This is a genomic window from Kitasatospora sp. NPDC059795, from assembly GCF_042732175.1.
Lineage (GTDB): Bacteria > Actinomycetota > Actinomycetes > Streptomycetales > Streptomycetaceae > Kitasatospora.
On the sequence record NZ_JBHWID010000002.1, the window covers coordinates 115,511 to 139,858 of the forward strand.

Annotated in this window: 20 protein-coding genes and 1 tRNA gene; 12 read left to right on the forward strand and 9 right to left on the reverse strand. The window is 74.3% G+C overall.

Features of this window, described 5'->3' with window-relative positions; genetic code table 11:
* Positions 1-125 precede the first annotated feature (125 nt).
* Positions 126-1,646: a potassium/proton antiporter gene (locus ACFV4P_RS04485; protein WP_380467315.1), complete on the reverse strand. Its 1,521-nt coding sequence runs from the start codon at positions 1,644-1,646 to the stop codon at positions 126-128.
* Positions 1,647-1,864: 218 nt separating this feature from the next.
* Here ACFV4P_RS04485 and ACFV4P_RS04490 point away from each other — a divergent pair, with 218 nt between their 5' ends.
* The gene (locus tag ACFV4P_RS04490) at positions 1,865-4,615 is read left to right on the forward strand and encodes a penicillin acylase family protein (protein WP_380467317.1); all 2,751 of its coding nucleotides are present in this window, start codon (positions 1,865-1,867) and stop codon (positions 4,613-4,615) included.
* Between the two features lie 221 nt (positions 4,616-4,836).
* Here the strand turns inward: ACFV4P_RS04490 and ACFV4P_RS04495 are convergent, their stop codons facing one another.
* Positions 4,837-5,430 carry a 5-formyltetrahydrofolate cyclo-ligase gene (locus ACFV4P_RS04495; protein ID WP_380468148.1) on the reverse strand — a complete coding sequence of 198 codons (594 nt, stop codon included), beginning with the start codon at positions 5,428-5,430 and terminating at the stop codon, positions 4,837-4,839.
* A 63-nt stretch (positions 5,431-5,493) separates the two neighbouring features.
* Here ACFV4P_RS04495 and ACFV4P_RS04500 point away from each other — a divergent pair, with 63 nt between their 5' ends.
* From ACFV4P_RS04500 to ACFV4P_RS04545, 10 genes are all read left to right on the forward strand, one after another.
* Positions 5,494-6,333: a GGDEF domain-containing protein gene (locus ACFV4P_RS04500; protein WP_380467319.1), complete on the forward strand. Its 840-nt coding sequence runs from the start codon at positions 5,494-5,496 to the stop codon at positions 6,331-6,333.
* A 57-nt stretch (positions 6,334-6,390) separates the two neighbouring features.
* Complete coding sequence (gene galU / locus ACFV4P_RS04505; protein ID WP_380467321.1) at positions 6,391-7,311, forward strand: UTP--glucose-1-phosphate uridylyltransferase GalU; 921 nt, start codon at positions 6,391-6,393, stop codon at positions 7,309-7,311.
* Positions 7,312-7,335: 24 nt separating this feature from the next.
* Positions 7,336-8,658: a gephyrin-like molybdotransferase Glp gene (gene glp, locus ACFV4P_RS04510; RefSeq protein WP_380467323.1), complete on the forward strand. Its 1,323-nt coding sequence runs from the start codon at positions 7,336-7,338 to the stop codon at positions 8,656-8,658.
* Positions 8,659-8,774: 116 nt separating this feature from the next.
* The gene (gene moaC, locus ACFV4P_RS04515; protein WP_241844409.1) at positions 8,775-9,212 is read left to right on the forward strand and encodes a cyclic pyranopterin monophosphate synthase MoaC; all 438 of its coding nucleotides are present in this window, start codon (positions 8,775-8,777) and stop codon (positions 9,210-9,212) included.
* A complete protein-coding gene (locus tag ACFV4P_RS04520) occupies positions 9,209-9,700 on the forward strand; it encodes a molybdenum cofactor biosynthesis protein B (RefSeq protein ID WP_073811345.1) in 492 nt (163 codons plus the stop codon). The genes moaC and ACFV4P_RS04520 overlap by 4 nt, the downstream gene beginning before the upstream one ends.
* Positions 9,697-10,323: a GNAT family N-acetyltransferase gene (locus tag ACFV4P_RS04525; protein ID WP_380468151.1), complete on the forward strand. Its 627-nt coding sequence runs from the start codon at positions 9,697-9,699 to the stop codon at positions 10,321-10,323. Before ACFV4P_RS04520 ends, ACFV4P_RS04525 begins: the two co-directional genes overlap by 4 nt.
* Before the next feature lie 163 nt (positions 10,324-10,486).
* The gene (glpR, locus tag ACFV4P_RS04530; protein ID WP_380467326.1) at positions 10,487-11,506 is read left to right on the forward strand and encodes a gephyrin-like molybdotransferase receptor GlpR; all 1,020 of its coding nucleotides are present in this window, start codon (positions 10,487-10,489) and stop codon (positions 11,504-11,506) included.
* 292 nt (positions 11,507-11,798) lie between these two features.
* A tRNA-Ala gene (locus ACFV4P_RS04535) sits at positions 11,799-11,875 on the forward strand.
* A gap of 66 nt (positions 11,876-11,941) precedes the next feature.
* Positions 11,942-15,139, forward strand: coding sequence for a DEAD/DEAH box helicase (locus ACFV4P_RS04540; RefSeq protein WP_380467328.1), 3,198 nt, complete (start codon positions 11,942-11,944; stop codon positions 15,137-15,139).
* 95 nt (positions 15,140-15,234) lie between these two features.
* Positions 15,235-17,352 carry a tetratricopeptide repeat protein gene (locus ACFV4P_RS04545; protein WP_380467330.1) on the forward strand — a complete coding sequence of 706 codons (2,118 nt, stop codon included), beginning with the start codon at positions 15,235-15,237 and terminating at the stop codon, positions 17,350-17,352.
* Here the strand turns inward: ACFV4P_RS04545 and ACFV4P_RS04550 are convergent.
* From ACFV4P_RS04550 to ACFV4P_RS04580, 7 genes are all read right to left on the reverse strand, one after another.
* Complete coding sequence (locus ACFV4P_RS04550) at positions 17,336-19,042, reverse strand: hypothetical protein (protein ID WP_380467332.1); 1,707 nt, start codon at positions 19,040-19,042, stop codon at positions 17,336-17,338. The genes ACFV4P_RS04545 and ACFV4P_RS04550 overlap by 17 nt on opposite strands.
* Positions 19,043-19,136: 94 nt before the next feature.
* Positions 19,137-20,195, reverse strand: a complete 1,059-nt coding sequence (locus ACFV4P_RS04555; protein WP_380467334.1) for an acyltransferase family protein — start codon at positions 20,193-20,195, stop codon at positions 19,137-19,139.
* A 125-nt stretch (positions 20,196-20,320) separates the two neighbouring features.
* Positions 20,321-20,965, reverse strand: coding sequence for a response regulator transcription factor (locus ACFV4P_RS04560; protein WP_073811333.1), 645 nt, complete (start codon positions 20,963-20,965; stop codon positions 20,321-20,323).
* Complete coding sequence (locus ACFV4P_RS04565) at positions 20,917-22,194, reverse strand: histidine kinase (protein WP_380467336.1); 1,278 nt, start codon at positions 22,192-22,194, stop codon at positions 20,917-20,919. The genes ACFV4P_RS04560 and ACFV4P_RS04565 overlap by 49 nt, the downstream gene beginning before the upstream one ends.
* Positions 22,191-22,955 carry a CPBP family intramembrane glutamic endopeptidase gene (locus tag ACFV4P_RS04570; protein WP_380467338.1) on the reverse strand — a complete coding sequence of 255 codons (765 nt, stop codon included), beginning with the start codon at positions 22,953-22,955 and terminating at the stop codon, positions 22,191-22,193. Before ACFV4P_RS04570 ends, ACFV4P_RS04565 begins: the two co-directional genes overlap by 4 nt.
* Positions 22,956-23,078: 123 nt before the next feature.
* Complete coding sequence (locus ACFV4P_RS04575; protein WP_380467340.1) at positions 23,079-23,315, reverse strand: response regulator transcription factor; 237 nt, start codon at positions 23,313-23,315, stop codon at positions 23,079-23,081.
* A gap of 85 nt (positions 23,316-23,400) precedes the next feature.
* Positions 23,401-23,607, reverse strand: coding sequence for a hypothetical protein (locus ACFV4P_RS04580; protein ID WP_380467342.1), 207 nt, complete (start codon positions 23,605-23,607; stop codon positions 23,401-23,403).
* A 303-nt stretch (positions 23,608-23,910) separates the two neighbouring features.
* On the opposite strand from ACFV4P_RS04580, the gene ACFV4P_RS04585 reads away from it, so the two are divergent.
* Positions 23,911-24,333 carry a hypothetical protein gene (locus tag ACFV4P_RS04585; RefSeq protein WP_380467344.1) on the forward strand — a complete coding sequence of 141 codons (423 nt, stop codon included), beginning with the start codon at positions 23,911-23,913 and terminating at the stop codon, positions 24,331-24,333.
* Positions 24,334-24,348: the final 15 nt, after the last annotated feature.

The following is a 24,348-nucleotide window of genomic DNA, read 5'->3' on the forward strand; positions in this document are numbered from 1 at the left end:
CGCGTCGACCGGGGTTGTTACCGGGCCCGGGCGGTGCGCCTCGGGGCCCGGCCGCCGAGCGGTCGCGCCGACTCTGCATCAGGCAGATGCGGGGGAATCGGGGTTTCTGCCTTCAGCTTAGCGGTTCAGACCGCTTTCTTTCTGGGAACGGAAGGTGAAGCTTCCGCATTGTGCAGCCAGCCGGCCAGCTTGCCGCCCTGGTCGACGGCGCGCAGCCGGTGTTCGGCGGCCTCCGAGACCTCGTCGGTGGTGACGACCAGCAGTTCGTCGCCCTCGCGCAGCACCGTCATCCGGTCCGGCACGAAGCTGGAGCCCTCGCGGACCACCAGGGTGACGGCGGCGCCCTTGGGCAGGCGCAGTTCGGAGACCTCGACGCCGGACATCCGGGAGCCGGTGGCCAGCTGCACGGACAGCAGGTGGCCGTGCAGCTTCTCCAGCGGGGCGGACTCGATGCCCAGGTCCTGGCCCATGTCGCCCTCGCCGATCTTCAGCCAGCGGGCGACCATCGGCAGGGTCGGGCCCTGGAGCAGGGTGAAGACCACGACCAGGATGAACACCATGTTGAACAGCTGCTGGGCGTCGGCCGCGCCGGCCACCAGCGGGATGGTGGCGAGCACGATGGGCACCGCGCCGCGCAGGCCGGCCCAGGACAGCAGGGCCTGTTCCTGCCACGGGACCCGGAACGGCGTCATGCTGACCAGCACCGACAGCGGCCGGGCGACGAACACCAGGACGGCGCCGGCCACCAGGCCGGGGATGATCGCGGAGCCCATGGTCGCGGGGGTGACCAGCAGGCCGAGCAGCACGAACATGCCGATCTGGCCGATCCAGGCGAGTCCGTCGGCGAAGCCGCGCACTGCGGGGCCGTGCGGCAGCTTGGAGTTCCCGAGGATCACCGAGGCGAGGTACGCGGCCAGGAAGCCGGAGGCGTGCAGCAGCGCGCCGCCCGCGTAGGCGAGCACGATCAGACCCAGTACCGCGATCGGGTACAGGCCGGAGGAGGGCAGTGCGATCCGGCGCATCGCGTACGCGCCGAGCTTGCCGACCGCGAGGCCGACGGCCGCGCCGATCGCCAGCTCCATGGCGATGGTGCCGAGCAGCACGTACCAGGAGTCGAGTTCGCCGGTCGTGGCGAAGGCCACCACCAGGATCACGACGGGCGCGTCGTTGAAGCCGGACTCCGCCTCCAGCAGACCGGTCAGGCGCTTGGGCAGCGGGACCGTCCGCAGCACCGAGAACACCGCGGCGGCGTCGGTGGAGGAGACGATCGCGCCGAGCAGCAGCGCGGTGCGCCACTCCAGGCCGACCAGCCAGTGCGCGCCGGCCGCGGTGACGAACACCGAGACGGCGACGCCCACGGTGGCGAGCACGGCCGCGGCCGGCACGACCGGTTTGATCGCCTTCCAACTGGTTTTGAGCCCGCCCTCGGCGAGGATGACCACCAGGGCCGCGTAGCCGAGGACCTGGGTGAGTTCGGCGTTGTTGAAACTTATGCCGATGCCGTTCTGACCCAGCAGAACGCCGATGCCGAGGTACAGCAGCAGTGACGGCAGTCCCGTACGGGTGGAGAGCCTGACCGCGCCGACGGCGACGAGCAGGATGACGGCGGACTCGAGAAGCAGCTCGTTCAGGTGGTCAACGGTCACGCAGGGGCACCTCTGGCAGGGAAGGGGCGGCTGACGGATCGTTACTCAGTCTAACATTTTACTTGATCTTTACGCTAGTCCCCGCTTTCCTCCCGGCCCGGTAGGGTCCGAACCACGCCGCCGCAGCCCTGCCGGTGTCCCCCGTGCACGACCGCCGCTGCCGTCGCCCTAATGTGGTGACCTGTCACCGCCGCACGCTCCCTCATACAAGGACTCGGATGCCCCGCTCGAAGAAGTTCCGGCGCGCACGTCTGATCGTGATCCTGCTGGCCGTGCTGCTGGTGGCGGGTCTGGCAGGCGGCGGCTGGTGGGCGGTCGACACCGTTCGATCGTCGTACCCACAGCTCAGCGGCACCGTCAAGGTGCCCGGCATGTCCGCCCCGGTGGACGTGGTGCGCGACGACAAGGGCATCCCGCAGCTGTACGCCGACACCGACGCCGACCTGTTCCGCGCCCAGGGCTACGTCCAGGCCCAGGACCGGTTCTGGGAGATGGACGTCCGGCGGCACATCACCTCCGGGCGGCTCGCCGAGATGTTCGGCTCCAGCGCGGTGGAGAACGACAGCTTCCTGCGCACCATGGGCTGGCGCCAGGTGGCCCAGAAGGAGTGGGACACCGTCCTGTCCGAGGACACCAAGCGCAACCTCACCGCGTACACCGAGGGCGTCAACGCCTGGCTGGCCGAGCACCCCGGCGGGGCCGGCGCCTCGGTCGAGTACGCGCTGCTCGGGGCGGTCAACTCCGGCTACACGCCCGAGAAGTGGGACCCGGTCGACTCGGTGGCCTGGCTGAAGGCGATGGCCTGGAGCCTGTCCGGCAACCTGCAGGAGGAGATCGACCGCTCGCTGCTGACCCAGAACTTCAGCACCGAGCAGATCGCCCAGCTCTACCCGGACTACCCGGTCGACCGCAACGGCACCATCGTCAAGACCGGCAAGGTCAACGCCGACGGCACCTACGTCCCCGGCGAGGGCTCGATACTGCCCACCCAGCCCGGCGGCGCCGCCCCGGTGAACACCTCCCAGGCCCGGGCCGTCACCCAGCAGCTGCTCGGCGACCTGTCCGGCAAGACCGGCGCGCTGCCGCAGCTGCTCGGCCCCAACGGGCAGGGCATCGGCTCCAACTCCTGGGTGGTCTCCGGCGCCAACACCACCACCGGCAAGCCGATGCTGGCCAACGACCCGCACCTCGGCCCCGGCCTGCCGTCGATCTGGTACCAGATGGGCCTGCACTGCCGCGCCGCCTCCGCCACCTGCGGCTACGACGTGGCCGGCTACACCTTCGCCGGCATGCCCGGCGTCGTCATCGGCCACAACAAGGACATCGCCTGGGGCTTCACCAACCTCGGCGCCGACGTCACCGACCTGTACCTGGAGAAGGTCACCGGCCCCGACACCTACCTGCTCGACGGCAAGGACGTGAAGTTCAACGTCCGCAAGGAGACCATCAAGGTCGCCGGCGGCTCCGACCGCACCATCACCGTCCGCACCACGCAGGACGGCATGCCGCTGATCTCCGACCAGTCCTCCGAGCAGCAGAAGGTCGGCAGCAACGCGCCCGCCGGCAGCAACGCCGCCCCCGACCGGGCGGCCGGCTACGGCATCGCGATGCGCTGGACCGCGCTCGTCCCCGGCAAGACCATGGACGCCGTCTTCAAGCTCGACCGCGCCACCGACTTCGCCTCCTTCCGGTCCGCCGCGCAGGACTTCGCCGTCCCCGCGCAGAACCTGATCTACGCCGACACCAAGGGCAACATCGGCTACCAGGCCCCCGGCATGATCCCCGTCCGCGGCAAGGGCGACGGCCGCTACCCCGCCCCCGGCTGGGACTCCGCCTACGCCTGGAACGCGAACTACCTGCCGTTCAAGTCGCTGCCCTACGCGTACAACCCGCCCGAGGGCTACATCGTCACGGCCAACCAGGCCGTCGTCGACGACAGCGTCTACAAGCCGATGCTCACCAAGGACTGGGAGTACGGCACCCGCGCCAAGGAGATCACCGACCAGATCCAGGCCAAGCTGAAGAACGGCGGCAAGATCTCCCTCAACGACATGCAGTCCATGCAGCTGGACAACACCAGCGTGCTCGCCAAGGACCTCGTCCCGCTGCTGCTCAAGGTCAAGATCGACGACCCGTACGTGCGCGAGGCCCAGGACCTGCTCAAGGACTGGAACTACCACCAGGACGCCGACTCCGCCGCCGCCGCGTACTACAACGGCGTCTGGCGGGCCCTGCTCACGCTCTCCTTCGGCCAGAAGTTCCCCGCCGACCTGCGCGTCGAGGGCGACTGCCTGCTGGTCCGCCAGAAGCGCGACAACACGCTGCCCGACGACGCGCTCGGCGGTGCCGCGCAGGCCGTCACCGAGTGCGGCACCCGCAAGCCCTCGCTGGCCCAGCCCGACGGCGGCGACCGCTGGATGGAGGTCGTCCGCCAGCAGCTCGCCAACCCGAAGTCGACGTGGTGGGACTACATCGACTCCAACCACCAGCAGCAGCACGGCCTCGACAACCTGCTCGCCGAAGCGCTCAAGGACGCCCGCCAGGACCTCACCTCGCGCCTCGGCAAGGACATCTCCACCTGGAGCTGGGGCCGCCTCCACCAGCTGACCCTGCAGGAGCAGACCCTCGGCTCCGACGACTCGTCGATCGCCTCCCCGGCCATCCGCAAGCTGCTCAACCGGGGCCCCTACAAGCTCTCCGGCGGCAGCGCCGCGGTCGACGCCACCGGCTGGAACGCCGCGGCCGGCTACGACGTCGACTGGATCCCCTCCATGCGGATGGTCGTCGACCTCAGCAACTTCGACGCCTCCCAGTGGATCAACGTCGGCGGCGCCTCCGGCCACGCCTTCCACCCCAACTACAACGACCAGACCGACCTCTGGGCCAAGGGCGAACTGCTCCCCTGGGCCTACACCAAGGACGCCGTCACCAAGTCCGGCCAGAACACCCTGACCCTCAGCGCCGGCTGACGACCCCTGCCCCGAACCATGCCGGAGGCGGACCCCCACAACGGGAGTCCGCCTCCGGCGCTTTCCGTCGCACGAGGCTCGGAAGACGCCGGAGAACGCCGACCGCACGCCGACCGTCGCGGGGCCCCTGGGATGCGCGGAAGCATGCCGCCTGCGGCGTCCCGGGGCCGCCTCCCGGGCTTCGCGCGGCGTCGACGAGGTCCCGCCCGGGTGGCTTGCCGTCAGGAAGCGAAGCGGGTGATGCCGGCGGGGGTGACGACGGCGTGGACGGGGAGGTCGTGGGGTTCGGCGGGGACGGCGGGGAGGAGTTCGTGGGAGTAGAGGAGGGTGGCGAGCAGGGGGCGGGCGCCGGCGCGGGTGAGGCGGGCGAGGACGCGGTCGTAGGAGCCGCCGCCGCGGCCCAGGCGGGTGCCGCGGAGGTCGACGGCCAGGCCGGGGAGGAGGACGACGTCGGCGGTGCAGACGGCGTCGGGGCCGAGCGGCGCGGCGAGGGGTTCGAGCAGGCCGCGGCCGGCGGGTGCGAGCCGGGCCTCGCTCTCGTAGGGGGCCCAGTCGAGGTCGTTGTCCGGGAGCAGTACGGGCAGCAGGACGCGGGTGCCGGCGGCGGCGAGCGCGGCGAGGAGCGGGCGGGTGCCGGGTTCGCCGCCGACCGAGACGTACGCGGCGACGGTGCTGCCCGGCGGGACGAGGCCCGTCGCGTGGGCGGCGATCGCCCGGGCCGCCGAGGCCCGTTGTTCGAGGGTGAGGGCCCGTCGTTCGGCAAGCAGCCGTGACCTCAGTGCCGCCTTGTCGTTGGACAACCCATCCGCAGACATCATTCGCATCCCTTCAGCTCCGTCATTCGCAGTGACACGAGCCTGACACGTCGAGGCCGCCGCATGTCCACCCCGCTCCTGCTCCAGGCCCTGGCCGTGCTCGGCGCGGCCGCCCCGGTCGCCGTCGGCGCCACCGTGCTGCGCCGCCGCAGGGCCGGGGGCGCGGGAGGCGGCAAGGAGGCGGAACTTCTGGCGAAGATCGCGGAACTCACGGCGGAACGGGACGAGCTGCGCCGCACCGCATCCTGCGACCCGCTCACCGGGGTGTGGAACTACCGGCACCTCCAGCTCACCCTGGACCAGGAGATCGAACGGGCCCGCCGGGCCGAGGCCGCCGCCGTCGAGCCGCGTCCGCTGGGAGTGCTGATGGTCGAGCTGGTCGGCTTCGACGCACTGGTCGCCGAGCACGGCCGCCCCCGCGCCAACGGCATGCTGCGCGACCTCGCCCAGCGGCTGTCCGTGGAGATCCGCAGCTGCGACACGCTGGGCCGATACGGCGGCGAGGAGTTCCTGGTGCTGCTGCCCGACACCGCGCCCGAGGGCGTCGAACAGGTCGCCGAGCGGCTGTGCTGGTCGGTGCGCCGCCACCGACTGACGGACCGTCACCCCGGCGAGCAGGCCGACCCGGAGGCGCGCAGCGGACTGACCGCCGCGATCGGCCTGGCGGTGCTGCCCCGGGACGGCGCGCACGCCGCCGTCCTGCTGCGGGCCGCCGACCGCGCACTCGCCGTCGCCAGGGCCGCCGGCGGCGACTGCTGGCGTCCCGCACCGCCCGCTTCGCCCTCGTCGATCGGTCCGGACGCTTCACCGCTGCCCGGTAGGGTGTCTCCCGGCCCCGGCGAGGACCCCCTCACCCCGCACGCGACCACCGTCGGCCCCCGCGCGACCGGTGACAGGCCTTGAGAACCGATTCACCTGCCTCTCATCGGGCTGGATTCCCCGCCTTAGTAAGGTCGACGCATGACGAACAAGCACGCCCGCACGCCGGTCACCAAGGCAGTCGTCCCCGCTGCCGGTCTCGGCACCAGGTTCCTCCCCGCCACCAAGGCCACGCCGAAGGAGATGCTCCCGGTCGTCGACAAGCCGGCCATCCAGTACGTCGTGGAGGAAGCCTCCTCGGCCGGCCTCTCCGACATACTGATGGTGACCGGTCGCAACAAGCGTGCTCTGGAAGACCACTTCGACCGCGCCTACGAGCTGGAGGAGCTGCTCACCCGCAAGGGCGACCACGACCGGCTGCGGCGCGTCCAGGAGTCCGTGCAGCTGGCGAACATGCACTACGTCCGCCAGGGCGACCCGAAGGGCCTCGGCCACGCCGTCTCGGTCGCCGAACAGCACGTCGCGGGCCAGCCGTTCGCCGTCCTGCTCGGTGACGACCTGATCGACCCCCGGGACCCGCTGCTGGCCCGCATGATCGAGGTGCAGCAGGAACTCGGCGGCTCCGTGGTCGCGCTGATGGAGGTCGACCCCGCGCAGATCCACCTCTACGGCTGCGCCGCCGTCAAGCCCAACGGCTTCGGCGAGGACGTCTTCCAGGTGACCGACCTGGTCGAGAAGCCCGACACCGCCGACGCCCCGTCCAACTACGCGGTCATCGGCCGCTACGTGCTCGACCCGGCCGTGTTCGACGTGCTGCGCGAGACCCCGCCCGGCCGCGGCGGCGAGATCCAGCTGACCGACGCGCTGCGCGAGCTCGCCACCCGCGACGAGAGCGCCGGCGGCCCGGTCTACGGTGTGCTGTTCAAGGGCCGCCGCTACGACACCGGCGACCGCGCCGACTACCTGCGGGCGATCGTCCGCCTGGCCGCCGAGCGCGACGACCTCGGCCCCGAATTCCGTACCTGGCTGCGGCAGTTCGTCGCCGTCGAGATGCAGGGCTGACCCACCACGAAGGCGAGTGAGGCGATGACCGGGAAGCACGACCCCTGCGGAGAGGGTGCCGGCTCCCCGGCCTCGCCGCGCCTGTGGAGCGTCGACGAGCACCTCGCCGACGTGCTGTTCGCCGCGACGCCGCTGCCGCCCATCGAGCTCCAACTGCTCGACGCGCAGGGCTGCCGGCTCGCCGAGGACGTCCGGGCCGGCGCCGACCTGCCGCCGTTCGACAACAGCTCGATGGACGGCTACGCGCTGCGCACCGCCGACACCGTGCGGGCCACCGAGCAGTACCCGTCGGTGCTCGGCGTGGTCGGCGACATCGCCGCCGGCGCCGGCGACCTGCCCAAGGTCGGCCCCGGCCAGGCCGCCCGGATCATGACCGGCGCCCCCGTCCCGCCCGGCGCCGAGGCCGTCGCCCCGGTCGAGTGGACCGACGGCGGCACCGGCACCGGACAGGCCGCCGACGCGATGGGCGGCGGCGACCAGGGCGACTTCGGCGACGAGGTGCGGGTCCTGCGCCCGGTCGCCGAGGGCGCGTTCATCCGCCGCCGGGGCAGCGACGTCACCGCCGGGGACACCGTGCTGGACGCCGGCACCGTGCTCGGCCCCACCCAGATCGGCCTGCTGGCCGCGATCGGCCGGGCCACCGTCCGGGTCCGCCCCCGGCCCCGCGTGGTGGTGCTCTCCACCGGCAGCGAACTCGTCCAGCCCGGCGAACAGGTCGGCCCCGGCCGGATCCACGACTCCAACTCCTTCACCCTGACCGCCGCCGCGATCGCCGCCGGCGCCGTCGCCTACCGGGTCGGCGGCGTTCCCGACGAGGCGTCAACTCTCCGTGCCGTCCTGGAGGACCAACTCGGCCGGGCCGACCTGATCGTCACCAGCGGCGGCGTCTCGGTCGGCGCGTACGACGTGGTCAAGGAAGTGTTCGCGGACTACGCCGGCGTGGACTTCCGCCGACTGAAGATGCAGCCCGGCAAGCCGCAGGGCTACGGCCGGATCGGCGGCGACCGGGGCGTGCCGCTGCTCGCGCTGCCCGGCAACCCGGTGAGCGCGTACATCTCCTTCGAGTTGTTCGTCCGCCCCGTCATCCGCACCATGCTCGGCGCCCCCGACGTGCACCGACCCGTGGTGCGCGCCGCCACCACCGCCTCGCTGCGCTCCCCGGCCGGACGACGGCAGTACCTGCGCGGGCGGTACCGTCCGGCGGACGGCACCGTGAGCCCGGTCGGTGGCGAAGGATCGCACCTGGTCGGGGCGTTGGCGCAGGCCGACTGCCTGATCGCGGTGCCCGAGGACACCACCGCGCTGCCCGCCGGCAGCACCGTCGATGTGGTCCTTCTCACGGACTGACCCGGACGGGGCGGTACCGTAGCGCGAGATTCGCACCGTGTTACTGGAGCCCATTCGTGACCGACACACCCCCCGGCGACCGCCTCACGCACGTCGACCACACCGGCGCCGCCCGGATGGTCGACGTCTCCGAGAAGGCCGCCACCACCCGGGTCGCGGTGGCGGCCGGCCGTGTCCGGGTCGCCCCCCGGGTGGTGGAACTGCTGCGCGGCGAGGGCGTCCCCAAGGGCGACGCGCTGGCCGTCGCCCGGATCGCCGGCATCATGGGCGCCAAGCGGACGCCCGACCTGATCCCGCTCTGCCACCCCATCGCGCTCACCGGCACCAAGGTCGACCTGACGGTCACCGACACCGCCGTCGAGATCACCGCCACCGTCCGCACCGCCGACCGCACCGGCGTCGAGATGGAGGCGCTCACCGCCGTCGCCACCGCCGCGCTCACCGTCATCGACATGGTCAAGGCGGTCGACAAGGCCGCCGCCATCGAGGACGTCCGGGTGCTCAGCAAGACCGGCGGCAAGAGCGGCGACTGGGTGCGGGAGGGCGAGCAGTGAAGGCGCTCGCCGTCACCGTCTCCAACCGGGCCGCGGCCGGCGTGTACGAGGACAAGGGCGGGCCGCTGCTGGTCGCCGGGCTGCGGGAGCTGGGCTTCGCGGTGGACGGCCCCACCGTCGTCCCCGACGGCGACCCCGTCGAGGCCGTGCTGCGCGAAGCCGTCGCCGCCGGGTACGACGTGGTGCTCACCACCGGCGGCACCGGCATCTCCCCGCAGGACCTCACCCCCGAGATGACCGCCCGGGTCGTCGACCGGCAGATCCCCGGCATCCCCGAGGCGATCCGCGCGTACGGCCGCGAGAAGGTGCCCACCTCGGCGCTCTCCCGCGGCCTGGCGGGCTGCGCCGGACGCACCCTGATCGTCAACCTGCCCGGCTCCACCGGCGGCGTCCGCGACGGCCTCGCCGTGCTCGCCCCACTGCTGCCGCACGCCGTCGACCAACTGGCCGGCGGCGACCACCCGCGACCCGCAGGCGGTGCGCACTGAACGCGGGGCGGCCGGCCGAGCTGGCCGAGGGGGACGTCGTGCTGCGGCCCATCCGCCGCCGCGACCAGGCCGAATGGCAGGAGGTCAGCCGGCGCAACCGGGACTGGCTGCGCCGCTGGGAGGCCACCGTCCCGCCCGGCCCGCCCGGCCGCGCGCCGCTGCCCCGGCCCACCTTCCGGCAGATGGTCCGCTACCTGCGCGGGGAGGCCGCCGCCGGCCGGATGCTGCCCTTCGTGGTCCTCCACCAGGGCCGCCTGGTCGGCCAGTTGACCGTCGGCGGGATCACCTGGGGCTCGATGTGCTCCGCCAACGTCGGCTACTGGGTGGACGAGGCGGTGGCCGGCCGCGGCATCATGCCCACCGCCGTCGCGCTCGCCGTCGACCACTGCTTCCGCGACCTCGGGCTGCACCGGGTCGAGGTGTGCATCCGCCCCGAGAACCGGCCCAGCCGCCGGGTGGTGGAGAAACTCGGCTTCCGCTCGGAGGGAATGCGCCCCCGCTATCTGCACATCGACGGCGACTGGCGCGACCACCTGGTGTACGCGCTCACCGCCGACGAGGCCGCCGACGGGCTGTTGCGTCGCTGGCGTTCGATCAGGAGTGGGCCGACGCAGGGAAATTGAATATGTGTTCGATAAATAGATATCGATATGGCATCGGTGGGTCGCCGAGGCCGGGGCGAGCCGTCACAAATACCGGCAAAATAGTCTGAGAATCAGCTTGATCGGACGACACGCCGTCCCAAATTGCTGCAGCGCCTTACCCCGCGCCCGTACCGTGTGAAACGTGAGCAGCAGCGGCCTTATCTACGCGGTCATCGTAGGGGCCTGGGCCGCCTATCTGGTGCCGATGTGGCTCCGCAGGCAGGACGAGCTCAACGAGTCGCGTCCGACGGAACGCTTCAGTACCGCGATCCGCCTGCTGGCCGGCCGATCGGCCATGGAACGGCGCGCGGCCCGAGCCCTCGGCGAACAGACCGCCGAGCAGCAACACCCCGCCGGGGAGCCGGACGGGGGCTCTGCCGACCCCGCGGACGCTTCCGGGGCGGTGCCGGTGGCGGTGGTGCCCGAGCGTTCGACCGGGCGTTCGCCCGAGCGTTCGCCCGAGCCTGAGGCTGAGCCCGGGCCCGGGCCTGTTCCGGTGGTCGAGGCGGCGGAGACGGACCGGGGCGGGAAGCGCGACCGGGGCCGGGACGAGCAGGACGAGCGGCGCTCCGCCGAGCGGCGGGCCCGACTGCTCGCACGGAGGCGGCGGATGGTGACGCTGCTCTTCCTGGCCTTCGCGCTCGGCGCGGTCGTCGCCGCGGTGGCCGGGTTCGCGTTCCTCTGGGTGCCGGCCGTGCCCGGCGTCCTGCTCACCCTGTACATCGGGCACCTGCGGCGGCTCGAACGGCAGCGCTACGAGGTCAAGTTCGACCGGGTCCGGGCCGCGCAGGCCGCCGAGCGGCTGCGCGAACGCGAGCGGGCCCGGGTGGCCGAGCCCGCGACCGCCCCCCACGCCACCGACGTGCCGACCGAACCCGCGGCCCGGGCCAGCGCCCTCGCCGACGCCACCGAGCACGAGGAGTGGGTCGACGGCGTCCGCGCGCGCGCGGCGGCCGGGCCGGACTCCTGGGAGCCCGTCCCCGTCCCGCTGCCCACCTACGTCACCGCGCCGGTGGCCCCCCGGACCACCCGCGGCCTCGACCTCTCCGCCCCCGGGACCTGGGACTCCGGGCGACCCGCGACGCCGCTCTTCGACCAGTACGGCGAGGCGGGGCAGCAGGCGGCGCAGGAGTACCGGCCGCCCAGGGCTGCGAACGAGTAGGCCGCACCGCCGGACGTCCCTCCGCGTGCCTGCCCACCCACCCACCCCACCCGTGCACCCCGCCGCCGTCAGGAACACCTCCGGACGGCGGCGGGGTGCTCTGCGTGCGGGGCGTCGGCGGTTCTGCCCGCCCGCCGGCCGGTGCACCTGCCTGCGGCGGTGCTGGGGTGGTGGCGGTTGTTGGCTGCCCGGCTTTGGTTGCTGTGCAGGTGGGGGTTCGGACGGGGTGTCATTGGGGTGGTGCGGGGGTGGTCATGAGTGGCCCTTCAGGGGTGATAGAGTTCTTCTTGTTGGGGCTGTGGCGCAGTCCGGTAGCGCACCTCGTTCGCATCGAGGGGGTCAGGGGTTCGAATCCCCTCAGCTCCACCAACAGAAGTCCCGCCCGGGTATCCGGGCGGGACTTCTTGCGTTGTAGGGGCGATTCGGGAGGGCGGCATGGCGGGCGGGGTCGAACGGGCGGCGGCCGTGGTCGAGTTCTGGCGGGCGGTGGAGCTGTTCGGGGCTCAGGCGGTGCCGGGGGTGGACGAGCAGCAGCGGGTGTTCGAGGTGGACGGGGGCGGGCTGCTTCCGTGGGAGGACGGGCACCGGTTGCGTCGGGGCGAGCCGGCGCCGGGGTTCGTGTGGCAGCACGTGGTGTACGGCGGGCTGTTCCCGTTGGCGAAGGTGCGCGGGGTGCTGATGGAGGTGTTCGGTCGGGACCCGGAGAGTCATGACGGGCGGCTGGACAGTCGGGCCGCGCTGTTCGCGTTGACGGTGGACGACCGCGGGTCGGTGCTGGCGGATTCGCCGGTGGTGTCGACGTGCGGCTGGGCGGTGGGCCGGGCGCTGGGGCGGGACGTGAACCGGCCGGGGTGGTTGGACGGGTTCGCGGCGGACGAGGCGGAGTGGGTGGCCCGGGCCTCCCGGCTGGGGCACCGGGTGGCGGACGACCGTTCGGTGGTGGACGCGGCGGACCTGCTGGCGTTCGTCGGGGAGCTCGCCCGGGCGTGGGGGGTGGAGAGCGGTCTCGGGCCGGCCGGTCTGCGGGTGCGGAGCGTGCAGGTGCGCAAGGACCGGGCGCAGGACGCGGATCAGCAGGACTTCCTGAACAGCTTCGTCGCGGCGGACCTGGAGCGGGTCGCGAAGGCGCTCGCGGGCAGGCCGCCGGGCCGGGCGCTGGCCGAGTACCTGACGCCGGGGGCGTCGCGGGACCGGGCCGCCCGGATCGATCTGCGGGAGCACCCGGGCGTCGCGCTCGGGAGGGTCGAGCCGGGGCTGTCGCCGGCGGGGCGGTGGCCGGCGGCGGCGAAGTATCCGCTGGCGCTCAGCCAGCAGTTCGCGGTGAACACGATCCGGGCCGAACTGACGTCCGCGGGCGGGGTGTTCGCGGTGAACGGCCCGCCCGGCACCGGCAAGACCACGATGCTGCGGGACGCGATCGCGGACCGGGTGGTGGAGCGGGCGCGGGCGCTGGCCGCGTTGCGGCTGCCGTCGGACGGGTTCGTGGGCGCCCCGCTGGTGTGGAAGAGCGGCGACTACACCCGCAAGGTGGTGCCGCTGCGGCCGGAGCTGACCGGGTTCGAGATGGTGGTCGCCTCGGCCAACAACGGCGCGGTGGAGAACATCTCGAAGGAGATCCCGGCCCGGGACGCGCTGGCCGCGCAGTGGCGCGAGGACGCCGACTACTTCGCCGAGCAGGGCACCCGGCTGCTCCAGGGGACGCCGGCCTGGGGCACGATCGCCGCGCACCTGGGCAACAAGGCCAACCGGGTCGCGTTCGTCAACCGGCTCTGGCACGGCAAGTACCTGCCGAGCGACCCGACGCTGCCGCAGTCCCCGGACCTGCCGCCGGTCAGGGGATCGGGTTGGCAGGACACCGGGCAGGGCCTGTCGCACGTGCTGTCGGCGTACAAGGGCGAGTCGCAGAAGGGCGTCTGGAAGGACGCCAAGGACCGGTTCCTGCGCGCACTGGCCGCCGTGGACCGGCTGGTCGCGGAGCGGGCCGCCTGTGCCGAGGCGCTCCGGGAGGGCCCGGCCGCGCTCGCGCGGGTCGCGCGGGCCGAGCAGGAGGAGGCCGCGGCCGCCGGGCTGCGGGACCGCTGCCGGCGGGAGGCGGGCGAGGCCGACGGCGCGGCCCGCGAGGCGCAGGCGCACCTGGACCGGGTGTCGGAGCTGCGGCAGGCCCACCATGCGCGCCGTCCGGGCCTGATGGACACCCTCGTCACCGTGGGCCGGGCCGCGCGGGACTGGAACGGCCTGGACCAGCAGCACGCCGAGCGCGAGGGCCTGGCGCTCGGCGGGGCGGACGCCGCGCACGCCCGGCAGCGGGAGGCCGCGGCCGGGGCGGCGCGGGCCGAGGACGCGTACGAGCGGCTGACGGCCGGTCTGGCGGCGGCCCGGGCGGACGCGGAGGCGGCGCAGCAGGCGGCCGAGCGGGGGCGCGGGCGCTGGGGCGCGCACGTGCCCGACCCGGCCGCGGTGGACGACGAGGAGGCCCGCGAACTGTCCTCGCCGTGGGCCGACGAGGAGATCTCCGCGGCCCGCACCGAGGTCTTCCTCGCCGCGCTGGAACTCCACAAGGCGTTCCTGAAGTGCACGGCCCGGACGATGGCGGAGAACCTGCGGGCCGCGATGGACGTGGTGCGCGGCGCCGCCCCCGGCTCGGTGCCGGAGGATGCGCGGCTGGCGGCCTGGCAGAGCCTGTTCCTGGTGGTGCCGGTGCTGTCCACCACCTTCGCCTCGCTGGACCGGGTGTTCACCGGCCTCGGCGCGGAGGCACTGGGCTGGCTGTTCATCGACGAGGCGGGCCAGGCGAGTCCGCAGCTGGCCGTCGGCGGCCTGTGGCGGGCCCGCCGGGCCGTGGTGGTCGGCGACCCGCTGCAGCTGGAGCCGGTGGTGACCGTCCCGTTCACCGCGCAGCAGGCGCTGCGCCGGCAGTACGGCGTGGCCGAGGAGTGGCTGCCCGGCTGGACGTCCGTCCAGCAGGTCGCCGACCGGGCCACCCGGTACGGCACCACGCTGCCTGCCGAACTGCCCGACGGCTCCACGGAGGTGTGGGTCGGTGCGCCGCTGCGGGTGCACCGGCGGTGCGAGAACCCGATGTTCGCGGTCAGCAACGTGATCGCCTACGACGGACTGATGGTCAACGGCACCCACTACCCCGAGCCGTACGCGTACGGCCCCGGCAGTTCCTGGGTGCACGTCGGCTCCGCGCAGAACGAGGGGCACTGGGTCCCGGACGAGGGGCTGGCGCTGCGTCAGATCCTGGAGCGGCTGCGGCGGGACGGGATCGACCTGGACCGCGAGGCGTACGTCATCAGCCCGTTCCGGGCGGTGGTGGCCGGGGCCCGGCGGGCGAGTCGGGGGCTGCTGGCGGGGGACCGGGTCGGCACCGTCCACACCACCCAGGGCAAGGAGGCCAACGTGGTCGTGCTGATGCTCGGCACAGACCCGCGTTCGCCCGGCGCGCGGGAGTGGGCGGCGCAGCGGCCGAACCTGCTGAACGTGGCCGTCAGCCGCGCCAAGCGGCGGCTGTTCGTCGTCGGCAACCACGAACTCTGGACCCCGCAACGGTTCTTCACCGACCTCGGCACCCGGCTGCCCCGGCACGACTGGCCCGGTCCCGCGGCCGTTCCCCGGGAGCCCGCGGGCTGACGCGGCGTGTGCTGACGGAGGGTGGCGTGCAGGCTACCGTTGGGCGCGTCAGGTGGTGTGCGCGGAAGGCTCGGGCACGGTTCTGAGGGGTGGGCATGATCGATCCGCTGTCGGTCTCGGCGGTCGCGGGGGTGCTGGGTGCGGTCGGGTCGGCGATGGCCGGAGAGGCCGGGAAGTGGGCGTGGGAGTCGATCGGCAACCTCGCCCAGCGGGTGACCGGACGCCAACTCGCCCTGCCCGACGGGCCGGAGGAGCGCGAGGAGCTCGCCCGGCTGCTGGTCGAGGGCGGCCACCGCGACCCGGCGCAGGCCCGGGCGCTGGCCGCCTGGCTGAACGGCCTGGCGGAAGGGGAGACGAAGGCCCCGGACGAGGCGCCGCGGCTGCTGCCCGCCTCGACCCGGTACTTCACCGACCGCAAGGGGCCGCTGGCGGCGCTCGACAGGGAAGCCGGGCGGAAGGCCGACGGGCGGCCCCGGCAGGTGCTGCTGCACGGTCCGGACGGCATCGGCACCAGCGCCGTCGCGATCCACTGGGGCGGCCGGGAGGCCCACCGCTTCCCCGACGGGCAGCTGTACGCCGACCTGCGCGCCGCCGGGCCGCAGGGCGCCGCCGACCCGGCCACCGTGCTGCGCCGCTTCCTGCAGAAGCTCGGCGTGCCCGCCGACCGGATGCCCGCCACCGTCGAGGACCGCGCCGAACGCTACGCCCAACTGCTCGCCGGGCGGCGGCTGTTGGTCGTCCTCGACCACGCCCGCTCGGCCGCCCAGGTGCGGCCGCTGCTCACCGCCGCGCCCGGCGTGGTCACGGTGGTCACCGCGCGCCGTCCGCTGGCCGGGCTGGACGCGCTGAACGTCCCCGTCGGGCCGCTCGCCGACAAGGACGCCCGGCGGCTGCTCACCGACCTGGCCGGCAAGCACGCCGTCGGCGCGGCCAAGGCCGCGCTGCCCGGGGTGCTGGAGCGCTGCGCCGGCTCGCCGTTCGCGCTGCGGGCCGCCGCACCCGTGCTCGGCGACAGTGCGCCGAGGGCGGTCGCCGGGCCGTTCCCCGTCGATCCGGTGCAGGCCGCCAACGCCGACCGGTACGCCAGGCTGGCGGTCAACACCGCGTTGGTGTACCGGAGTTGTTCGCTGCGGCGGTGGCCCGCGATCGGGTCGGCCGCGGCGGCGGCCGCCAGCGGGCTGACCGAGGCGGAGGCCGTCGAGGCGCTGGCCGAACTCGCCGACGCCGGGCTGCTGGAGACCGCCCTCGACGGCCGCCACCGCTACCGGCCGGCCGTCCGGCGGCATGCCGAGGCGCTGGCGGTCCAGGAGGACGGGCTGGCGGCCTGCGCGGGGGCCGTGCGGCGCACCGTCGAGCACTACCTGCGGCTGGCCGTCGGCGCCGATCACGCGGCGCTGCCGCAGCGCTGGCACCTCGGACCGCTGTACGCGGAGATCGGGCCGGACCGCTACCCCGGGGAGGCCGAGGCGCTGGCCGTGCTCGGGGCGGAACTGCCCAACCTGGTCGAGGCGGTGGCCGCCGCCGAGGAGTTCGCCGCACCCGAGCTGGTGTGCCAGCTGGTCGAGGCGCTGTGGGCGGTGCAGCTGAAGGCCGGGCGGCACGACGAGCTGCTGCCCGCCCTGCGGGCCGGTGCGCGGGCCGCCGCCGACGCCCGGACGGCGGCCCGGATGCACGTCCAACTCGCGCTGGCGCTCACCGAGTTGCAGGAGTACGGGGAGGCCGAGCAGCAGCTCGAACTGGCCGCCGACGCCGAGCGGGCGGTCGGCCACCTGCGCGGGCAGGCCACCGCCGTGGAGACCCTCGGGCTGCTGCGGCTGCGGCAGTGGCGCTACACCGAGGCGCTGGCGTGCTTCGAGCAGGCCGCCGCACTGCTGGACGGGATCGGGGCCGACGGCGTCGGGCAGGCCGACCTGCCGCGGGCCCGGGCGCTGCTCGACCGGCACCGCGGCCGGGCGCTGCGCGGGGCGGGCCGGTTCGAGGAGGCCCGGGCGGCGATCGAGCGGGCGGTCGGGTACTTCCGCGGCACCGGCGAGGCGTACAACACCGCCCGGGCGCTGACCGACCTGGCGCAGACCCTCGTCGACCAGGGCCACGGGCCGCAGGCGCTGCCGCTGCTGGACGAGGCCGGGGTGCTGCTGGAGCGCGGCGGAGCGGTGTTCCACCTGATGCCGATCGCGGTGCTGCGCTCGCTGTGCGTCAACGAGGACGAGTGACCGCCACCCGGTGAACCGCCCCGCCGGTGCGGACCGTCAGCACCCCCGGGGCGGGCCCGGCCGCCAGCAGCGCGGAGGCCGCCGCGAGCGGGTCGACGCCCTCGAACTCGGCGGACAACTCCAGCTCGACGCCCGAACGGTGACGGGCCGTGGCGGTGGTCGGGCCGGTGACCTGGACGGCCAACGCACAGCCCGGGTGCCGGGCCAGGGCGCGCTTCGCCCAGGCCAGCGGCGGGCCGAGCCGGGGGTCGGCCGTGCCGCCGTGCCGGACGATCACGTCGGCGAGGGCCAGGGCGGACGGGTCCAGGGTGTCCTCGTGCACGACCAGCTGCCCGGCGCCGGGGCCCTCCGGCTCGTACCGGGCCCCGGCGAACCGCCGCACGTCGACCGTACCGTCCGCGCGGACGTCGGCCAGCACCCGGACCGGCGCCGTCACCTCGGACGGCTGGTGGTCGGGCAGCGGCAGCGGGTCCAACAGGGCGGGCGCGGGCGGCTCGGGCAGGCCCAGCGAACGGTAGAACAGGGCGCGGAGCAGCCCGGCCGACTCGCCCGGGCAGGACGTGGTCGACCCGGCCGGGCCGCTGGGCACCTGACCCCGGTCGAGCAGCTCCGCCAGCTGCGGGGCGAGCGCCGCGTACGGGTCCAGCCTCGGGGCCTCCCGGACGAACTCGGCGACCTGCGAGCCGTCGGCGAGCACCGAGGACCCGGCCGCCGCCAGCACCACCGGGGTGCCGAGCGCCGCCGCGTAGTAGCTCACCGAACCGAAGTCGCCGATCACGGCGTCGGCGGCGATCAGCGCCTGCCGCCAGTCCGCGACCGGATCCACCAGCGTCACCCCCGCCCGGCGCGCACCGTCCAGCCACAGCCGGACCTGGCCCGGGCCGTGGCCGTGCCACACGTTGGGGTGCAGCACCACGGCGACCCGGTACTCGTCCAACGGCAGCTCCGGCAGGCGGGACAGCAGCAGCGGCAGGACGTCGTCCGGGCCGCCGTCGCCGAACAGCGAGGTCGGGTTCCAGGTCGAGTTCAGCACCACCAGCCGCTGGCCCGAGCGGACCCCGAACGCGCGGCGGAACGCGTCCCGGCGCGGGCGGGCCGCGAGGATCCGGTCGAAGCACGGGTCACCGGCGAGCACCGCCGTGCCGAGCGCCTCCGGGCAGGCCGCGGCGAGACGGTCGAGCTGACCGGGGTGGGACAGCACCAGGGCATCGGCGACCGGGACGCCGTCGTGCAGCAGCCACTCGCGGGACATCCCGAACACCGGCGGGTCTGCGGGTCTGCGGGTCTGCGGGTCTGCGGGTCTGCGGGTCTGCGGGTCTGCGGCCAGCTTCTTATTGTAGCCAACGCCGTGCGAGAGGACCGTCAACTGGCCTTTGAGTTCATGGAGTTGGCCGCCGAAGCTGGCCGATATCGCCAACTCGGGGCTGAGCGACAGGGCCTGCTCCCAGGGGACGACCGGGACGCCCAGGGCCGCGAGGAGTTCGGCGAGGCCGGAGCGGAACGGCGAGCTGCCCGGGCAGGTGGCGAGCAGCTGCACCCGCAGGTCGTCGCGGAACAGGCCGACCACGTCGAGCAGCCGGGTCGCCGCGGTGACGTTGTGCACCACCAGCAGGACCCGCCGGCATTCGCCCCGGGTGGTCCACCGGGCGGAGTCGTCGCCGACCGGCACCCTGATCCACTCGCCGTGCAAGCCGTTCCTCCGTGATCGCTCCACCACCGCCCCGCAGCTTAGCGATCACTCGTGCGGCGGCGGTCGGGTTCCGTCAATACCCGGGCGCGGGTGCTCAGTTGCGCAGCAGCCAACCCAGACGCGGGGCGAGCAGCGGGCGCAGCAGGCGGGCGACCGGGGGAGCGGACAGCAGCAGGGCGAGGGCGGCGGCCCCGGCGGTGAGGGCGAGTTGGCCGGCGGCGGAGGTGAGGAACGCCCCGGTGTAGGCGCCCCGGTGGACCAGGGCGAGCTGGACGAACGGGTGCAGCAGGAAGGCCGACATGCCGGCCGCGCCGAGTGCGGTGAACCAGCCGCGCCGGGTCGGCGTGAGCGCGAGGAAGGCCGTGCCGAGCAGCGCCCCGGCGAGGTTGACGGCCAGCGACAGGGCCGCCCAGCGCAGGTAGCCGCTGTGCAGGCCGGCGGCGCTCGCGCTGCGGTACAGCCAGACCGCGTCCAGGCGCGGCGCCGCCCAGTACGCGGCGACGGCGGCGAGCGCGAACAGCGGGACGGCGACCGCCCGCAGGGTGCGGTTGCCGCGCAGGGCGAGCACCCGGTCGCGGTCCAGGGTGAGGCCGGCGACGAAGAACGGCAGGAACTGCAGGGTCCGGCCGATCGACAGCTGCGGGGTCAGCGGCAGCGCGCCGGCGAGCAGCGAGACCGCGACGGCGACGGTGACGGGCGCGCGCAGCTGCCGCCACAGCGGCGCGCTCAGCCGCCACAGGAACAGCGACAGCAGGAACCAGGTGACCCAGGCGGGCGTGAGCAGGTCCAGCGCGAACGGACGCCCGTCCAGCCGGGCCGTGTACCCGCCGAGCAGCGTCGTCCACAGCAGGTACGGCACCAGCACGCCGCCGATCAGCCGGTTCAGCTGCTGCGGGCGGCCGGTGAAGGACCGGGAGAACCAGCCGGAGACGAACACGAACACCGGCATGTGGAAGGCGTACACCAGCAGGTAGGCCGCGTGCACCGCGCGGTGGCCGGACTGGCGGGCGAGCGGCTCCCAGAAGTGCCCGCAGACCACCAGGACCAGGGCCAGCAGCTTGGCGTTGTCGAAGAACGCCTCGCGACCCCCGTCGGTTCGGCGTCCGTCGGCGGCGGGCGGCGGCGACGGCACGGACGAGGGTTCGGCGAGCAAGGGGGACTCCGGGGGCGGCGGGCGGCGGACCCTCAGGACTCTACGAGCCCGGTCGGCCCGGGCCGGGCACCGGGGCGTCAGCGCCCCTGCCGACGCCTCCGCCACCGCTTCCGCAGGCGCTTCCGTCAGCGCTTCAGGTAGGCGAGCACGGCCAGCACCCGGCGGTTCGCGTCCGGAGTGTTGTCGATCCGGAGCTTGCCGAAGATCGCGGCGGTGTGTTTGGCCACCGCGCTCTCGCTGATGTGGAGTTCGGCCATCACGGCGGCGTTGGAGCGGCCCTCGGCCATCAGCCGCAGCACGTCGAGTTCGCGCGGCGACAGCTCGGCGGTGGTGCCGCGGGCGGTGGAACGGGCCATCAGGCGGGCGATCACCTGGGGGTCCATCACGGTGCCGCCGGAGGCGACGGTGCGGACGGCGTCGACGAACTGCGCGGTGTGGGTGACCCGGTCCTTCAGCAGGTAGCCGACCGCGCCCTGCCCGTCGGCGAGCAGCTCCTGCGCGTACAGCTGCTCCACGTACTGGGAGAGCACCAGCACCGGCAGCGCGGGGCGTTCGCGGCGGACGGTGAGTGCGGCCTGCAGGCCCTCGTCGGTGTGGGTGGGCGGCAGGCGGATGTCGACCACCGCGATGTCCGGGCGCAACTCGCGCAGGGCGCGCAGCAGTTCGGGGCCGGTCTCGACGGCGGCGGCGACCTCGAAGCCGTGCTCGGCGAGGGTGCGGCTCAGGCCGTCGCGGAGGAGGAAGAGGTCTTCGGCGAGGACGACGCGCACGGGAGCTCCAGGGTCGCGGTGGTCGGTCCGCCCGGCGGGCTGACCAGGGCGAGGGTGCCGTCGAAGGCGGCCAGTCGGCGGCGGACCCCGGCCAGGCCGGAGCCGCGGTCCGGGTCGGCGCCGCCCCGGCCGTCGTCGGTGACGGTGGCCCGCAGCAGGTCGCCGGTGCGGCGCAGCCGGATCAGGACGGTGCGGCCGCCGGAGTGCTTGCCGGCGTTGGCGAGCAGCTCGGCGATGGCGAAGTAGGCGGCGCCCTCGACGGCGGCGGGCAGCCGGCCGGGCAGCTCCGCGTCCACCTCGACGTCCAGGAAGGCGTCCAGTGCGAGCGAGCGGACGGCGTCGGGCAGGCCGCGGTCCGCGAGCACCGGCGGCAGGATGCCGTGGACCAGGTCGCGCAGCTCCTGGAGGGCCCGCTGGGAGCCGGCCCGGACCTCGCCGAGCAGCAGGCGGGCCGCCTCCGGGTCGCTGTCGACCAGCCGCTCGGCGCGGTCGATGCTCAGGCCGAGGGCGACCAGCCGGGCCTGCGCGCCGTCGTGCAGGTCGCGTTCGATCCGGCGCAGCTCGGCGGCCTGGGTGTCCAGCGCGTCGGCCCGGCTGTCCGTCAACTGGCCGATCCGGCGCTCCAGTCGGGCCGCGTACGGGTCGCCCAGCAGTCGCCCCGTCCAGGTGCCGTAGCGGACCAGCACCGGGACGGACAGCCACAGCGCCAGCGCGAAGAAGGCCACGCCGAGTGCGGCGGCGGCGAGCGCGGTGCCGGTGGAGTCGACCGGCACGAAGGCGTACCAGTTGTCCGGGCCGAGGAGGGGCCACAGGAACGGCTGCACCAGCGCGCCGAACGCGCCGTAGCCGGCCAGCGTCGGCGGGACGGCGACCAGCAGGCCGGCGCTCCACGGGCCGAGGCCGGCCCAGGCGAGGTCGCGCCAGAACGCCGTCGAGCCGAGCACCGCCACCGCCCGGCCGTTGGCGGTCGGGGCGGTGGGCAGCGGCTCCGGGTCGTCGATCACGGTGCCCGTCCAGCGGGCGGTGCGGTCGCGTTCGAGATCGCTGCCACGGCGCAGCATCCGGGCGGTGGACGGCATCAGCAGCAGGCCCAGACCGACCGGCAGCAGCATCAGCGCGCCCAGCGCCGCGAGCCCGCGCACCGCCGTGACCAGGGTGGCCAACGACAGCACGTGGCAGCGGCCGAGGGCGACCAGCGGGCCCGCGAAGCGCTTCTGTCGATCCGTCATGTCGTCGCGAGCCTATCCGTGCGGGCCGGGCGACGGGCAGCCAGTACCCAGGGCAGCGCGACCAGCGCGCTCGCCACGCCGAACAGCACCATCGGCTCCACCGCGCCGGACTCCTCGTCCAGGAACAGCAGCATGCCCAGGTTCATCAGCGTGTGGAAGCCGCCCGCGACCAGCAGCCGGTGCGCGCCGATCCGCTCCCAGGCCAGGCCCAGCAGCACCGACATGGCGACCGTCGCCGCCAGGAAGCCCGCCGCGTACGCCGGGGCCTGGGCGAAGACCTGCACGTGCCAGGCGCCCCACAGCAGGCCGACCGCCACGGACGAGCCGAGCGCGCCGAAACGGGTCCGCAGCAGCGGCTGCAGCAGGCAGCGCCAGCCGATCTCCTCGCCGCACGCGCCCACGAACTGGGCCACCGCCACCACCCCGAACGGGGCGGCCAGCGAACCCGGGCTGCGCATCGGCACGCTGCCGTGCAGCAGCAGCGTGCCCGCCACCGCCAGCGCGGCGATCGCCAACGGGCTCAGCAGCACCGCCGCCCGCGGGCCGCGCGCCCCGCCGCCCGCCAGCAGTCCGCGCACCAGCGACGGCCGCACCAGGGCGACGGCGGCCACGCCCACCGCCGGGCCGAACTGCACCAGTTCGAGCACCTCGCCGGGCAGGCCGGTGAACGGCTGGACCACGAGCAGCAGGCCGGAGGCCACGAAGCTCACGGTGAGGAAGAGTCCGGCGGGGCCGAGCCAGCTGGGTCGTTCTTCTTGCATGGGGGAGTTCGCCTCTCGGACGGGACCGTCGTTGTCACCCATGACGATCCCGGGCCGACGGCCCCCTGCCACTGCACCCACCTGTCCGGCCGGGGTGCACCCAGATACACCCCCGCCGGGGCTTCAGGCTGCGGCCTGCTCGGGCAGCCGGGAGGCCAGCAGGGCGAGCTGGACCTGCGAGCTGACACCGGACTTGGCGCGGATCCGGCGCAGATAGGTGTCGACGGTGTGCGGGCTGAGGCCCAGCCGGCGGGCGATCGTCGCGTAACTGGCGCCCTCGCCGACCAGGCGCAGGACCTGGAGCTCGCGGCGGCTGAACTCGCTTGCGGACATGACGTGTTGGGCGGTGGCGAGGGGCACGGGGACTCCCGGGTGCGAGGTGGTTGGGGCGGGGGTCGGAGCCAGGGGCGGGTCAGGGCCGGGGGTGGATCAGGGCCGGGGCGGATCACTGCCAGGGGGAGCAGTGCGGCGTCTCGCAGGCGCCGCCCCAGGAGGTGTCGCCGTTGAGCGGGGTGGCCGGCCGGTCGGCCGACAGCAGCTGCTGCGTGGCGGAGGTGTCGGCGGAGGCGGGCGCGGTGTCGGCGGAGGCCGGCGCAACGGCGACGAACAGGGCCGCGGCGGTGACGGCGACGAGGGCGAGGGCGCGCTTCATGAAGGCCTCCGAGGGCGGTTGCGGAACGAGGGGAGCCGGCCTGTCGGGCTGATCGGCCTGCACTCAGCATGTCCGGGCGGACCACCCCGGACCACGGTTCGCCCACCTCATCAACTGCGCTGGCAGCAAAGTGAACAGGGGGCAGAACCGGACGAACCGACCGAACTCCGTCCGGACGGCCGCCGCCCCGGCCGGGCGCGGTGTCACGTGATCCCGTGACTGGCGGGCCGCGGCCGCGGCTGCCCAGGATGATCCGGCGGCGTCAGGGATCGCTCGGCGCCCGGCCCGGAAGGACGGCAAGTCGTGCAGTGGTACGAAGGGGCGGACCGGTCCGCCCCTGAACGTGACAGCCAGATCGCCGAGTTGGCGGCATTCCTGCGACCCGGCACGGACCGGACCCGCCCGGCGCTGATGTGGAGCGAACAGGACCCCGCCCCCGACGCCTCCGCCGACGAGCTCGCCGCGGCCCTCGAACGCGCACTGGCCCGCCCCGTCCTCGCCGTCCCCGACCGCCCCGCCGGGCCCTGGCAGCGCAGCCGGGTGGCGGTCCTGCTGGTGCAGCGGAGCGGCGCCGCCGAGATCCAGCTGAGCCCGCCACCGGGCTCCGCCGCCCACCGCAGCACCCTCCGCCTGCGCACCGCCCAGTGCCTGCTGGTGCCCGCCGACTGGAGCTTCCGCCTCGACCCGCGCAGCTCCGCGCGACCACTCGCCCTCCTGCTGCCCTGACCCGGCCCTCGGCGG

Excerpts from the sequence above, each read along its gene's own strand:
- ACFV4P_RS04545 (WP_380467330.1), top strand. The coding sequence starts at position 15,235 with ATGATCGATCCGCTGTCGGTCTCGGCGGTCGCGGGGGTGCTGGGTGCG.
- galU (WP_380467321.1), top strand. The coding sequence starts at position 6,391 with ATGACGAACAAGCACGCCCGCACGCCGGTCACCAAGGCAGTCGTCCCC.
- ACFV4P_RS04565 (WP_380467336.1), bottom strand. The coding sequence starts at position 22,194 with ATGACGGATCGACAGAAGCGCTTCGCGGGCCCGCTGGTCGCCCTCGGC.
- ACFV4P_RS04495 (WP_380468148.1), bottom strand. The coding sequence starts at position 5,430 with ATGTCTGCGGATGGGTTGTCCAACGACAAGGCGGCACTGAGGTCACGG.
- ACFV4P_RS04500 (WP_380467319.1), top strand. The coding sequence starts at position 5,494 with ATGTCCACCCCGCTCCTGCTCCAGGCCCTGGCCGTGCTCGGCGCGGCC.
- ACFV4P_RS04570 (WP_380467338.1), bottom strand. The coding sequence starts at position 22,955 with ATGCAAGAAGAACGACCCAGCTGGCTCGGCCCCGCCGGACTCTTCCTC.
- ACFV4P_RS04490 (WP_380467317.1), top strand. The coding sequence starts at position 1,865 with ATGCCCCGCTCGAAGAAGTTCCGGCGCGCACGTCTGATCGTGATCCTG.
- ACFV4P_RS04540 (WP_380467328.1), top strand. The coding sequence starts at position 11,942 with ATGGCGGGCGGGGTCGAACGGGCGGCGGCCGTGGTCGAGTTCTGGCGG.
- glp (WP_380467323.1), top strand. The coding sequence starts at position 7,336 with ATGACCGGGAAGCACGACCCCTGCGGAGAGGGTGCCGGCTCCCCGGCC.
- ACFV4P_RS04580 (WP_380467342.1), bottom strand. The coding sequence starts at position 23,607 with ATGAAGCGCGCCCTCGCCCTCGTCGCCGTCACCGCCGCGGCCCTGTTC.
- moaC (WP_241844409.1), top strand. The coding sequence starts at position 8,775 with ATGGTCGACGTCTCCGAGAAGGCCGCCACCACCCGGGTCGCGGTGGCG.